This window comes from Brevundimonas sp. ALps5 (assembly GCF_058681645.1).
In genome coordinates this window covers 2898556-2911971 of the sequence record NZ_CM178744.1, presented here as the reverse complement: position 1 = coordinate 2911971, position 13416 = coordinate 2898556, and the positions used below count along the sequence as shown (strand labels likewise).

Genomic DNA, 13416 nt, shown 5'->3' with positions numbered 1-13416 from the left:
TTGGACGGCCTGGACCGCACACCCCTGTTCACCGCCCTGACCCGGCCGCAGATGTTCGCGGGCGTGACCTACAACTATTTCGTGATCAACGCCGTCGTGGCCGCCGAATTCTTCCTGATCTTCAGGTCGGTCTGGGTTCTGCCCCTCGCCCTGGTCATTCACGGGGTCGGCGTCCTGCTTTGCCTGCGTGAGCCGCGCATCATCGATCTGTGGCTGATGCGGCTCGGCCGGTGCCCGCGTGTGCCCAATCACCGTATCTGGCGATGCAACTCCTACCGTCCCTGAGCCAGGGCGCGCGGAGCGTTCAGCGCGAGCAATCGGCGGGCGTCCACCTGCCGTACGCGCGCCACGTCAACGATCACACGATCGAGACCCGCGACGGCCTGCTGATGCAGACCATTCATCTGCGCGGCCTGCTGTTCGAGACGGCCGACACCGATGAGCTGAACTACCGAAAGACCCTGCGCGACGCGATGCTGCGCGCGATCGGATCCTCGCGCTTCGCCCTGTATCACCACATCGTCCGGCGGCGGGTCAGCGTCGACGGCGACGCCGTCTATCCGGACGACTTCTCCCAGGCGCTGGGAGATCGTTGGGCGGATCGGCTCGCGGCCAAGCAGCTGTTCGTCAACGACCTCTATCTGACCCTCGTCCGCCGACCTCTGCAGGGGCGGATCGGCATGGCCGACCGGCTGCGCAACTGGTTCGCCCGCGCCGGCGAGGACCCCGGCCTGGCCCTGGCCTATGAGCTGGGGCAGCTGGACGCGGGCCGCGACGCCCTGCTGGCGGCGTTGGGCGACTATGCCCCGACGCTGCTGGGCGTGCACGAGACGCCGAACGGGCTGTGCTCGCGGCCGCTGGAGTTCCTGTCCACCCTGCTGAACGGCGACCAGCGGCCGGTGCTGCTGCCGCATCAGGATATCGGCGCCTACCTGCCCGCCCGCCGGATCAGCTTCGGCCAGGAGGCGGTCGAGCTCTCGGCGACGGGCCATCTTCCGCGCGGCTTCCTGGGGCTGGTCTCGATCAAGGACTATCCGGCCTGGAGCGCGCCGGGGATGTTCGACGAACTTCTGCGCCTTCCGTTCGAACTGACCGTCACCCAGTCCTTCGCCTTCGTCGAGCGCCAGGCGGCGCTGGAGCGGATGAACCTGGCGCTCAGGCGCATGCGCTCGGCCGAGGACGAGGCCCTGTCCCTGCGCGACGAACTGGCCCAGGCCAAGGACGACGTCGCCGCCGGCCGCGCCGGCTATGGCGAGCATCACATGACCATCGCCGTCCGGGGCGAGACCCCGGCCCAGGTCGACGCCGCCGTCGCCGAGGTGACCGCCGCCATGGCCGACATGGGCGTCATCGCCGTGCGCGAGGACCTGGCGCTGGAGCCCGCCTTCTGGGCCCAGTTTCCGGCCAACTTCAAATATGTCGCGCGGCGCGGTCTGGTCTCGACCAACAATTTCGCCGGCCTGGCCAGCGCCCACAACTTCCCGGTCGGTCAGGCGCGCGACGCCCATTGGGGCGACGCCGTCACCCTGCTGGAGACCACGGCCGCCGGCCCCTACTTCTTCAACTTCCATCAGGGCGACCTGGGCAATTTCACCGTCATCGGCCCGTCCGGATCGGGCAAGACGGTGGTGCTCAACTTCCTGCTGGCCCAGGCGCGCAAGCTGGACCCGCGCATCATCTTCTTCGACAAGGACCGGGGCGCCGAGCTGTTCATACGCGCCATAGGCGGCCGCTATGACGTGCTGCGGCCCGGCGAGGCCTCGGGCCTCAATCCGCTGCAGCTGGAAGACACGCCGGTCAACCGCGGCTTCCTGACCGATTGGCTGGCCCAGCTGGCCGGTGGGGCTGACATCGAGGACCTGGAGCGGATCCGCGACGCGGTCGGCGCCAATTTCGACCAGCCTGCCGACCATCGCCGTCTCAGGCATCTGGTCGAACTGTTCCGGGGCGACCGACGTCCGAAGGCCGGGGATCTGTGGTCGCGCCTGCGTCCCTGGTGGGGCGACGGGGAGCACGCCTGGCTGTTCGACAATCCGCGCGACCTGACCGACCTGTCGGCCCGCGCGGTCGGCTTCGACATGACCATCCTGCTGGACGACCCGACCGTCCGCACGCCGGCGATGATGTATCTTTTCCATCGCGTCGAGGAACGGCTGGACGGCTCGCCCGCGATCATCGTCGTCGACGAGGGCTGGAAGGCGCTCGACGACGAGGCCTTCGTGCGGCGCATCAAGGACTGGGAAAAGACCATCCGCAAGCGCAACGGCATCGTCGGCTTCGCGACCCAGAGCGCCCAGGACGCCCTGGAGAGCCGCATCGCCAGCGCCATCGTCGAACAGGCCGCCACCCAGATCTTCATGATCAACCCCAAGGCCCGGGCCCAGGACTATGTCGAGGGCTTCGGTTTGACGCCGCACGAGTTCGACCTGATCCGCACCCTGCCCGACAGTTCGCACTGCTTCCTGATCAAGCGCGGCGGCGAGAGCGTGGTGGCCCGGCTGGACCTGACCGGCGAGGACGACCTTCTGACCATCCTGTCGGGGCGCGAACGGACCGTGCGGCTGCTCGACGACATCCGCGCCTCGGTCGGCGACGATCCCGCCGACTGGATGGCGCCGCTGCTGGAGAGGGCCTGACCATGGCGACCTGTCCCGCCGTCGCGACCGGCGACCAGTTCCTCTCGACCCTGCTGCGGCACATCGACTGTCAGGCCCAGACGATCGGAACCACGGGCTATCAGGCCCTGGCGGATCCCGGGTCCCCGGTCTCGCTCGCCCTGACCGGCATCCTGACCATCTTCGTCGCCGTCTTCGGCCTGCGCCTGATCCTCGGCGGCGGCCTGAGCCTGAGAGACGGGGTGATGGCGGTGGTCAAGATCGGCGTCGTCCTGCTGATCGCCACCAGCTGGCCCGCCTATCGCGCCGTGGTCTATGATCTGGTCGTCGACGGCCCCGCCGAGATCGGCGCCCTGATCGGCCGTCCCGCCGGCCTGCCCGCGGCGCGCGGCGAGCTGATCGACCGGCTGCAGGCCGCCGACATGGCGATCAACCGGTTGACCAACGAGGGCAGTGGGCGCGGCGACACCTCCGCTGCCTTCCAGACTCCGAACCTGCCCGCCCCCGGGGAACCCGATCGGCGCTATCCTATTCGCGACGATTCCGCCTTCGGCTCGGCGCGGGTGGTGTTCCTGTCGGGCGCCATCGCCGCCTTCGCCGTGGTGCGGCTGACGGCCGGCCTGCTGCTGGCCCTGGCCCCGCTGTTCGCCGGTCTGCTGCTGTTCGACATGGCGCGCGGCCTGTTCGTCGGCTGGGCGCGGGCTCTGGTCTTCGCCCTTCTGGCGTCGGTCGCCACGACCGTGGTCCTCGGCGTCGAACTGGCCATGCTGGAGCCCTGGCTGGCCGAGGTGCTGGACCAGCGGCTGGCCCACAAGATCGTTCCGGCGGCGCCGGTTGAGCTGATGGTCATGTGCCTGGCCTTCGCCCTGGCCCTGCTGGGCGCCCTGGGCGTCATCCTGCGTCTGTCCTTCATGATCAGCCTGCCCAAGGCGCCCCGGATCGAACTGCCGTCCGCGCCCGCCGTCCGCCTGCCCGAACCGGTCGTCGCCGTGACGGGCCGGGAGGATGCCGGGGCCGCACCGCGCGCCCTGGGCGTCGCCCGCGCCCTGGTCGCCGCCCAGCGCCGCGAACAGCAACAGACCCGCACCCGGACCCTGGCCGCCGCCGTGAGCGGTCGGGCGCCGGCCGCCGCCGCGGTCGTCGTCGCCGGGGCCGCCGGCGCCACGGGGGGCTCCGCTGAATTCACCGTCCCGGCCATGGGCCAACCCCTGCGCCGCACCCGGCCGAGGAAATCCGTCGGGGCCACACTTCGGGATCGCCGTTCATGAAGAAGACCAGTCGCGAAGCGCTGGACGCCTATTACCGCGAGGCCGGCAGCTGGGCGGCCGATCAGATCGGCGCCCTGAGGAAGTCGACGCGTATCGCCTGGATCGTGGCCGGGGGCGCCTGCGTGGTCGCCGTCGTCGAGGGCTTCGCCCTTCTGGTCCTGATGCCTCTGAAGACGGTCGTGCCCTATACGCTGATGGTCGACCGCACGACGGGCTTCGTTCAGGAACTCAAGCCTCTCGATCCCGGCCAGATCACGCCCGACAAGGCCCTGGTCCAGTCGATGCTGGTCCAGTACGTCATCGGCCGCGAAAGCTTCGACATCGCCAGCGTCCAGGCCGACTATCGCAAGGTGGGCCTGTGGTCGGCCGAACAGGCCCGCACCGACTATCTGAACCGGATGCGCAACGGCGGCCCCGACAGCCCCCTGACCCTCTATCCCCGAACCACCGTGATCGAGACCCGGGTCAAGAGCGTCTCCCCGCTCGACAACCAGTCGGCCCTGGTCCGCTTCGAGACGATCCGCCGCGACGCGGGCGGCCAGGCATCGCCGGCCCGGCCCTGGGCAGCCGTGGTCGAATACCGCTTCTCCGGCGAGCCGATGTCGACGGAGGACCGCTTCCTCAATCCGCTGGGCTTCCAGGTGGTCCGCTATCGCCGCGACGCCGAGGCCCTCGAGGCGGAAGTCGAGGTCGCGCCGCCGCCTCCCCCGCCGCCGGTCAGCCTTGAGCCCGTCGATGCGGTTCCGGTCGCGGGGAGGATGCCGTGAGCCGCCTTCTTCCCCTGTTCCTGGCCGCTCTCGCTCTTCCGGCGACGGCCCAGACCGTGCCCGGCCAGATCCCGCCCGGCGCGGCGGCGTCGGCGCCTTCCGCCTCTGCGGCGGCCGACCCGCGGCTGCTGACCCTGCCCTATGATCCCGCCCGGGTCTTCCGGCTGAACATCGCCCCGCGCTATCAGCTGACGGTCATCTTCAGTTCGGGCGAGCATGTGGAGAATGTCGCCATCGGCGACAGCGAGGCCTGGCAGGCGACGCTGAACAACCAGGGCGACGCCCTGTTCCTGAAGGCGCTGAGGACCGGCGGCCCGACCAATATGACGGTCATCACCGATGCCCGGGTCTACAGCTTCGAGCTCAACCCCGCCTTCGCGCCCGGACCGGACACCCCCTTCACGGTTCGCTTCACCTATGCGGACAGCGCCGCCGTTCCCGCCGCCCCCGTCCCCCAGCCCGGGATCGGCCGCTATCGGCTGGGCGGCGCCCGCCCCCTGAGGCCCGCCGCGATCTCCGACGACGGGGTGCGCACCACCATCGAATGGCGGCCGCAGCAAATCCTGCCCGCCGTCTTCGCCATCGACGAGCGCGGCGACGAGATACTGCTGGACGGAAACATGCGCGACGGCCGCTATGTCATCGACGCCGTGCACCGCACCCTGCTGTTCCGGCTGGAGCATGAGACCGCGCGCGCCGACCGCCAGCGTGTCAGGCCAGCCCGATGAGCGTTCAGGAGACACGCACCACGACCTCGACCGTCCCGGTCCCGGTGAGCGGGACCGATATACGGCCGGTCGTGGCCTCGCGCCGCCCCCCGACGCCGGTCTGGCTGTTCGCCGGCGGCGCGGCCCTGGCCGCCGTCGCCCTGTTCGCGGTCCTGGACGGCGCCCGCCGCGACCGGACGGCGCCGTCGACCGCGCCGCGCGCCGCCGACGCCCTCCAGACCGCCCCCGCCCTTCCGCCGCTCTATATCGAGACGGACGCGCCGCCCCCGGCGCCTGCGCCGATAACGGCGCCGCCGACCGGCGTCCCGCCGCCCCGGCCCATCGCGCCGTCTTACGCTCCTGTGGGTGCGCCGTTCCAGGCGCCGGCCTTCGCCCCGCCGACGATGCCCCCCATGCCCCAATCCATGCCGGCCTATGCGCCGCCCACCGGCTTCCCCCCGCCCCAGGCCATGCCCCAGACCATGCCCCAGGCCATGCCCTATCCGCCGCAGCAGACGGCGAGCGCGGGGTCCAGCAGCCCGGCCCTGGTGATCGACAATACCTCCGGCGGCGCAATGACGACCCCGCCCGCTCCCGGCCAGACCGCCCCCGCCACCATGGGCGCCGCCGAAGGCGCCATCCGCGCCGCCCGCCTCACCCGCCGCGCCACCACGGTGCCGCAGGGGACCCTGATCCCCGCCGTGCTGGAGACCGCGCTGGACTCCACCCGTCCGGGCCATGTCCGCGCCATCGTCTCGCGCGACGTCACCGGCTTCGACGGACGTCAGGTCCTGATCCCGCGTGGGTCCCGGCTGTTCGGAGAATATGAGGCCGATCTCAACGCCGGCCAGAACCGCGCCTTCGTCCAGTGGACCCGGCTGGTGCGGCCCGACGGGGTCACTATCGCCCTCGCCTCCCCCGCCGCCGACGTCCAGGGCCGGGCGGGCATCCAGGGCAAGGTCAACAGCCACTTCCTCGAACGGTTCGGCGCCGCCTTCCTGCAGTCGACCCTCAACTTCGGCATGGGGCTGGCCAGCCGCAGCCTGACCGGCGACAACGGCGTGGTCGTCGCCCTGCCCGGCGTGGCCCAGGGCAGCGGCGGCGCATCCGCCGTCACCGGCGGCGGCGGCCAGATCCGCCCCACCCTGCGCGTTGACGCCGGGGTTCGGGTCACCGTCTTCGTCGCCCGCGACCTGGAGTTCCCGTCCAGCGAGACGCGGCGGTGAGCGGCGACGGCTCCGGTGGGGGGGGGCATCAGGGGCAAGTCTATCTGCGCAGCTATCTCGCCCCCCTCGCCGGGGTGCTGGAGCGGCCCGACGTCACCGACGTCTACGTCAACCGGCCGGGCGAACTCTGGGCCGAAACCCTGGGCGGGGCGATCGAGCGGCATGAGGTCCCGGGGCTCGACGCCGCCGTCCTGAACCGGCTGGCGCGCCAGATCGCCGCCTTCGCCCATCAGGGCATCAACCGCGAGCATCCCATTCTGTCGGCGGCCCTGCCGGGCGGGGAGCGGGTGCAGATCGTCATTCCCCCGGCCACGCGCGACCATATGGCGCTCGCGGTGCGCAAACACGTCTCCTCGAACCTCGCCCTGTCCGACTATGCCGCCACGGGCGCCTTCGATCAGGTGCTGGGCGATGCGGCGGGGCCGAGGGCGGCGCTGGACGCCCGGCTGCGGGCCCTGCGCGAGGCGGGCGACATCGCCGGCCTGCTGGCCGAGGCGGTGCGTGGGCGGCTGAACATCCTGATCTCGGGCGGCACCTCGACCGGCAAGACCACCTTCCTCAACGCCCTGATCCGCGAGATCCGCGAGGAGGAGCGGCTGATCCTGATCGAGGACACGCCCGAACTGCTGCTGCGCCACCCCAACGCCGTCGGCCTGATCGCCGCGCGCGGCGCCCTGGGCGAGGCCGCCGTCACCGCCGAAGACCTGCTGACCGCCTCACTGCGCATGCGCCCCGACCGGGTCATCCTGGGCGAGCTGCGCGGCCCCGAGGCCTGGACCTTCCTGCGCGCCGTCAACACCGGCCACCCCGGCTCCATGACCACCGTCCACGCCGACAGCCCCGCCCGCGCGGTCGAACAGATCGCATTGTTAGTGCTGCAGGGCGGCGCGAGGCTCAGCCGCGAAGACGTCGTCCACTATGTGCGCTCGACGGTGGACGTGTATGTCCAGCTGACGCGGGCGGGCGGGAAGCGCGGGGTTTCGGAGGTGGTGTTGGGGAAGCCGCCCGCCCCCTGAATGTTGGCGCAGAGATAGCTGTTGATGGGGGCGCCAAAGACGCGGCGATCATGCCGGGAGATCAGATCTGGCCCGTGAGCCGGTGACCCCGTCAGCGACCTACCGCGGAGATACTTCATATCTACACTTGCGACGCCGAACCCAGATGTTCGTTCAAGATTTTCGCTATGGACTCCTTCGGGCGATCGGACATTCCACAGAATATACCGAAGGTCTTTCCAGACGTTGTTTCAAAGTAAACAGCGTTCGCTGTCGCAGCATAAAACTTTGAAATTGAGTTCAAATCGACGGTCCTGACTCCAAACGGCGTTACGAAGCGCAGATTTTCGCCCTCAATATAGATTGACACGCCACGCGTTTTGGCAAACGCCACGGCCGCCGACAGATAGACTATAAAAATCAATCCGAACAACGACGCTATAGAATAAGTTAACCATAGATTTTTATCAAGTCTACCGATTGTGCCCGAAAGATCGGGCTTAAAATAGGCGATTGCAAGAGTAGAGGCACAAAACACAGCAGACCCAATTAAAGGAACCACTAGGCCGTTTATGCTGAAATCAGAAACCACATACTTTTCAGGCCTTCTTACAAGATCATTCCTCACAACCCGTGTACCCCCTGATTTCGGCGTAAGCGTCTCCTACCATACCGCCCAACGCCTCGCCGTAATAGGCACCTGCTGCTCCACCGGCGACACCAGCGACCACGGCCGTGACTGCGATCCCCACCCCGAGCGCGCCAACAACAGGCGCGCCCACTATTGTTGCGGCGCCGATGCCAACCGCCATGACGGCTCCGAAGGCCCAGGTGGCGCCCGCATCACCTCCCGCTACGGAGCCTACGAAACGGGCGATCCCCGATACGGCCGCGATGTCGGCAGGCCGCCCGGCGTTGTTACTCATAAAGGCCTGATTGATCTGTTGCACCGCCCCCAGGCCTTTCCCCAAGATTCCTAATCTCCCGGTAGCGATCTCGGCTGCAGCGCCTTGCCCGGAAGCCTTCAGGATTCCGCCAGCAAGGTCCGAAAGGCCGTCGCTCGCATATCCCCCTGCGTTTGTCGCCTTGCCGATGGCAGAATCCGGCTCCGGGGCAAGACATGTACGGGTCACCCCGTCGCTTCCGCGTTCGCGTTCCCTATAGTTCGGCTGGTTGTTCGACGTGCCGACGGCGCAACTCAGCGGTATGTAGTTGCCGGTGTTGGCCTGGTTGGGCATGTCCCTGGGAACACCGACCCAGGTCCGACCGCAGGCATAGGCGCGCATCAGCATAAGACCGAGGGGATCTACGAAATTCACCGGATCCGCGCTGACGTAGCCGTACACATTCATCCCCGCCGCATACCCCAGCGGGTCCGTCTGCATGAACCGCCCGATCTGGGGCGCATAGGCGCGGGCGCGGTAGTGGTAGAGCTGGGCGTCGGGCAGCCACATCTGGCCGGTGTACTGGAACCGGCCCGTGTTGGAGGCGCCGGGGACGCCGTATTCGTCGTAGGTATTGATCGCCGTCGAGGCACCTGAACCATTGGTCAGGCCGACCACCGACCGGCGCTCGTCCGACAGCAGCCAGGTGCGATTGCCGCCGGAGTCGTAGCTGGTCACCACATCGTTCAGACCCAGACCGGGAACGTAGCGGTTCTGGATCACGCCCGAGCCGTCATACTCGGCGATGACCTGTTGGCCGTCGTAGAGGAAGCGGCGGTTGGTCCCGCCGACGGCCTGATAGAGGCGCCCCGTCGGATCGAAGGCGTAGCCCGAGCTGCCGGCGCCGGTCGACGCGGAGGTCATCTGGTTCTCGGCGTTGTAGCCATAGGTCGCGCCGGGCGCCGAGGTGATGTTGCCCCGGCCGTCATAGCCCACCGCCGAACCATTGATGCTCGTCAGCCGGTTCAGCAGGTTGTTGACGTAAGCCACCGCCGTCGACGCCGGGGTATAGACGTAGGCGTTGTTCGACACCGACCGGCTGACGATCTGACCCGCCGGGTTGTAGCTGTAGCCCCAGGAAATATCCTGCGAAGAACCGGGCAGATCGTGGGTCATGCCCGACAGACGGCTGATGCCGTCATAGCCGAAGCCGGAGATCACCCCGTTGTTGCGCGCCTCGGTGATCCGGCGGCCGAGATTGTCATATCCGTAGGCGGCCAAGGCCCAGGTCGTGGCCCCGTTCTCCCGGATCGTCATCAGGTCGTTGGCGTAGCTCCAGTCATAGGCGACCCAGAAACCATCAGGCCAACCGGTCCAGACCCGACGACCTGCGGCGTCATAACCGTAGCTTACGGTTCCGAGCGGGCTCTGGGTCTGGGAGGTCAGGCGCGACAGGGCGTCCCAGCCGTTGGTCGAGGACGGACCGCCGCTGGTGAAGGCCGTCGTGATCGGCCGGTTCAGGTTGTCGTAGCTGAAGGTCCGGTCCGCGACAGCCGAGCCGCCCAGGGTGATACGCCGGTTCAGATTGTCGTAGCTCATGCCGAAGGTGTCGCCCGCGCGGTTGCGGTAGGTGATCACATTGCCAGCCACATCATAGCCGTAGCCTTCGTAGTCCGCGAGATTGATGGCGCCCGGTGACGACGGGTTCGGATAATACAGGCCCGACCGACGGTCGAAGCCATCGTAGTTGATGGCTGACAGCGCGCCGTTGCCGTCTGTCAGCGTCGCCGTCTGGCCGTTGGCCGTATAGGTGACGCTCTCGGTGATCGTCGAAGCCGTGCCGACGCCGCTGATGGTGCTGATCGGACGGTCGGCGGCGTCATAGGTCATCTGGACGATGCGGTCGGGGCCATAGCCGCCGGTGGTCCCGAGCGAACAGGCCGAGGTGGCCGGGAAGCTTGAGAAGGCGCCCGGGTTCATCCGGGTCGCCGCGCACTGGGTCCGGCCGGCGGCGTCATAGCCGACCTGCTGCAGGGCCAGGGTGTTCCCCGAGGCGTCCTGCGACCGCGCGACCACCGGTCGACCCCAGCTGTCGTACTCCGTCGCCTGCTTCTGCAGGACCGAGAAGCTGGACCAGTTGGCGTCGGAATAGCCGGGCGTCGTCCCGGCCTCGGTCAGGATGGCCTGACCGCGGCCGTTGTAGGTGATGCGCTGTGCGCGGTTCAGCAGGCCGCCGCCGAGGTCCGGGTCGGGTCCGACGACGCCGACCAGCTGACGGGCGATGTCGTAGCGGTAGCGGGTGTAGTCGCCCGTGCCCGCCAGGGGACCGTCGACCGCGAAACGGTCGCCGTTGTGGTCCCAGGTCATGGTGGTGGTCACCGAAAGCGCGCCCGTGCCGTCGGCCTGGGTCGTGCTGGTCGGCAGCAGGTTGTTGGCCACGCCGCTGGACCCATAGGCCACCGTGGTGCGGGTCTCATTGGCCGTGCCGACGCAGGACGGCGCCGTGCCGCTGGCGCAGGCCGACGTCGAGGTCGGCAGGGTGATCGAGGACGAGGCGGCCACGATCACGCCCGAGCTGTTCTTGAAGTACGCCGTCTGGGCGCCGTAGCCGATGCGCGTCTGCGGCCGGTCCGCGCCTGAGGTCGGGGCCGGTGCGGTCACGCTCTCCAGCCCGCCGTGGGTGGTGTTCCAGACATAGTCGGTGACATTGCCGCGCGCATCGGTCGTGGTCAGCGGCTTGTTGCAGGTCACCGGGGTCGAACAGGTCGAGGGATAGGTGGCGCTGGTGGTGATGGTTCCGGAGCCGAGGCTCGGCTTCTCATGCGCCACGGTCGAGGTCAGATTGCCCCGGGCGTCATAGGCCAGAACCGTATAGTCGCCTTCCGGGTTGGTGATCTGACTCAGCCGCCGCTGGGCGTCGTACTGGTAGGTCCAGGTGCGGGTGACCGGCGGCGAAGCCGAGGTCGTCTGGGTCACGCTGGTCGCGCGGCCAATGGTCAGGTCCGAGACCACCGTCGTCGCCTCGCCCAGAGGCCCGGTCGCCGTGGTCGTGCGCGTCGTGCCGACATCGGCGTAGGCGTAGTTCCAGGTTCCGGAGGCGTCCGTCAGGCTGGTGGTCTGGCTGGCGCTGTTCACCGTTACGGAGATGTCGGTGACCGACGAACCCGGGAACTGGATCCCGGACAGGCCGTAGGCGCCAGGCACGAAGGTCGTGGTGCGTCCGGCCTGGTCAGTGGCGGTCGGATTGCCGCTGCCGTCGCTGCCATAGGTAATGGACGGCCAGGTCTGGGTCAGGCCGGTGCAGTCGTCCGCATAGGGATCGCAGTAGTCGACGGCCAGGTTGATCCCGGTCACGCTCGCCAGGCGGAGCCATGCAAGCCCGGGCGTGTCGTCCATATAGTCGAAATGCAGCATATAGCCGCGATTGTTGGTGATCGACTGCAGCCGCGCCTCCGAGGCGTACTGGGCGCAGCCGCCGTCAGGATTGTCAGGGTCTTCGCTCAGGATCGGAAGCCGGCAGTAGTTCACGCCCTGGTAGTTGTAGGTCTGGATCTCGCCGTCCGGCGTCCTGTAGTCGCCCAGAAGGATGGCGCTGGTCCCATAGGGCGTCGCCACATTGGGCCAGTAGTTGAAGAAGTGGGCGACCGCGCCCGAGGCGCTGGTGAAGGTATAGGCCGTGCCGGACTGGCTGAAGGTCGAGCCCTGTTGCGACTGGGGCGTGAAGGTCGAGCCGCTCTTGATGAAGACCTCGGACTCGCCGCCGATGCTGACCACATAGGTCGAGCCGGAGACGGTCACGGTCCCCAGCCGGGCCTCCCGCGCATTCCCGCCGTTCAGATAAATGCGACCGTGGCTCAGCCCGCCGGCGCCCGGCTGGCCGATGACGACCTCCGTCTCGGAGTGCACGAACTGGCCGCTGACGAGATCCACGCCGCGCGGATCGAGCGTGTAGTGCTCGGGCGGCACAGGCTGCTGCGCCACGGCCCTTCCCGTCGCTCCGAAGAGCCCGGCCAGCACGACGATCAGTCCGACGATGGTCCAGTGACGCACGATGTCCCCCCGGGGTGCGGTTAGTCTCGGATCAGGCTGTGCCGGGTATCCGCGCCCGGCGTCGCTGAGGCGGATCGCGGGCTAGTGGCCGCCGGTGCCGGTCGACCAGATCCCCGTGGGTCCGTCGTAGATCACCAGGTTGCCGTCGTTCTGCATGACCAGATGCGCGCCCGGGTGGCCGTTGGTGCCCGACATCCAGACGACCGAATAGTTGGGGCCGTAGAGGACCAGGTTGCCGTCGCCCTGCATGGCCAGGAAGTTGGCCTGGGTGCCATAGGTATTGGCGGCCCAGAGCAGGGTCGATCCCCACCAGACAGCCATGTTGCCGTCGTTCTGCACGGCAAACCGGAACCGGCTGTCGGCCGAGATCAGGTTCTGCTGAAGGACCATCTGCTCGCCCGAGGCCAGGACCCAGGACGTCGCCGGGGCGGAGAAGGTCTGACCCGTCTTGGCCGTACGGTTGGTCGCGCCGTCATAGGTGTAGCTGGTGAAGCTGGAGGTCGAGCCCGCAACGACCCGGGTCGCTCCGCTGAGCCGTCCCTGCGCGTCATAGACATAGGTCTGGGCCGTCTGGGCCGCCGCAGATGATGCGGCCACGAGCCCCGCGAGCGATACCGTCGTCATCAAAATGCGCATGATCAGCCCCTCCAAAACCGAGGGTCACCCGAGCGGCCACCTAACGTCAAGGTAGTGAACCGTGAATTTCTTCGCACGTCAGGAGAGAACTTCGCGAAAAGCGGGGGCATACGGACCGACGGAATCTTGCATCCTGACGTTGTCGCGATCGGCTACCGCTGAACAATCAAAGGTTTACAGCCATGGCGTGCAAGGCTGACCGCGCGCCATGGCGCGCGAAATTTTCCACCCGCTCCTCGTTCATAAAAGCGAAGGTCGCGCGTGCGAG

The 13416-nt window shown here is 68.2% G+C and carries 10 protein-coding genes; 7 read left to right on the top strand and 3 right to left on the bottom strand.

Features of this window, described 5'->3' with window-relative positions; genetic code table 11:
• Genes ACW172_RS13750 through virB11 form a run of 7 tightly spaced genes read left to right on the top strand, consistent with a single transcriptional unit; the run spans position 1 to position 7599 of the window.
• Positions 1–285: a VirB3 family type IV secretion system protein gene (locus ACW172_RS13750; protein ID WP_492032008.1), complete on the top strand. Its 285-nt coding sequence runs from the start codon at positions 1–3 to the stop codon at positions 283–285.
• Entirely contained in the window at positions 264–2636 is a 2373-nt protein-coding gene (locus ACW172_RS13745) for a VirB4 family type IV secretion/conjugal transfer ATPase (protein WP_492032007.1), read from the top strand. Before ACW172_RS13750 ends, ACW172_RS13745 begins: the two co-directional genes overlap by 22 nt.
• A gap of 2 nt (positions 2637–2638) precedes the next feature.
• A complete protein-coding gene (locus ACW172_RS13740) occupies positions 2639–3883 on the top strand; it encodes a type IV secretion system protein (protein ID WP_492032006.1) in 1245 nt (414 codons plus the stop codon).
• Positions 3880–4650, top strand: coding sequence for a VirB8 family type IV secretion system protein (locus tag ACW172_RS13735; RefSeq protein WP_492032005.1), 771 nt, complete (start codon positions 3880–3882; stop codon positions 4648–4650). The genes ACW172_RS13740 and ACW172_RS13735 overlap by 4 nt, the downstream gene beginning before the upstream one ends.
• Positions 4647–5378, top strand: coding sequence for a TrbG/VirB9 family P-type conjugative transfer protein (locus ACW172_RS13730; RefSeq protein WP_492032004.1), 732 nt, complete (start codon positions 4647–4649; stop codon positions 5376–5378). Before ACW172_RS13735 ends, ACW172_RS13730 begins: the two co-directional genes overlap by 4 nt.
• Complete coding sequence (locus ACW172_RS13725) at positions 5375–6583, top strand: TraB/TrbI/VirB10 family type IV secretion system protein (protein WP_492032003.1); 1209 nt, start codon at positions 5375–5377, stop codon at positions 6581–6583. The genes ACW172_RS13730 and ACW172_RS13725 overlap by 4 nt, the downstream gene beginning before the upstream one ends.
• Positions 6580–7599 (top strand): P-type DNA transfer ATPase VirB11, encoded by a 1020-nt coding sequence (virB11, locus tag ACW172_RS13720; protein WP_492032002.1) that lies wholly within the window; start codon positions 6580–6582, stop codon positions 7597–7599. The genes ACW172_RS13725 and virB11 overlap by 4 nt, the downstream gene beginning before the upstream one ends.
• 121 nt (positions 7600–7720) lie before the next feature.
• On the opposite strand, the gene ACW172_RS13715 is transcribed toward virB11, so the two are convergent.
• The 3 genes from ACW172_RS13715 to ACW172_RS13705 all read right to left on the bottom strand — a co-directional run bounded on the left by ACW172_RS13715 (position 7721) and on the right by ACW172_RS13705 (position 13148).
• A complete protein-coding gene (locus ACW172_RS13715; protein ID WP_492032001.1) occupies positions 7721–8170 on the bottom strand; it encodes a hypothetical protein in 450 nt (149 codons plus the stop codon).
• Positions 8171–8195: 25 nt separating this feature from the next.
• Positions 8196–12512, bottom strand: coding sequence for an RHS repeat domain-containing protein (locus ACW172_RS13710; RefSeq protein WP_492032000.1), 4317 nt, complete (start codon positions 12510–12512; stop codon positions 8196–8198).
• 81 nt (positions 12513–12593) lie between these two features.
• A complete protein-coding gene (locus ACW172_RS13705; protein ID WP_492031999.1) occupies positions 12594–13148 on the bottom strand; it encodes a hypothetical protein in 555 nt (184 codons plus the stop codon).
• Positions 13149–13416 lie beyond the last annotated feature (268 nt).

What these genes read in the sequence shown, in the direction of transcription:
- ACW172_RS13745 (WP_492032007.1), top strand. Translation starts at nt 264, where the DNA reads ATGCAACTCCTACCGTCCCTGAGCCAGGGCGCGCGGAGCGTTCAGCGC.
- ACW172_RS13740 (WP_492032006.1), top strand. Translation starts at nt 2,639, where the DNA reads ATGGCGACCTGTCCCGCCGTCGCGACCGGCGACCAGTTCCTCTCGACC.
- ACW172_RS13735 (WP_492032005.1), top strand. Translation starts at nt 3,880, where the DNA reads ATGAAGAAGACCAGTCGCGAAGCGCTGGACGCCTATTACCGCGAGGCC.
- ACW172_RS13725 (WP_492032003.1), top strand. Translation starts at nt 5,375, where the DNA reads ATGAGCGTTCAGGAGACACGCACCACGACCTCGACCGTCCCGGTCCCG.
- ACW172_RS13705 (WP_492031999.1), bottom strand. Translation starts at nt 13,148, where the DNA reads ATGCGCATTTTGATGACGACGGTATCGCTCGCGGGGCTCGTGGCCGCA.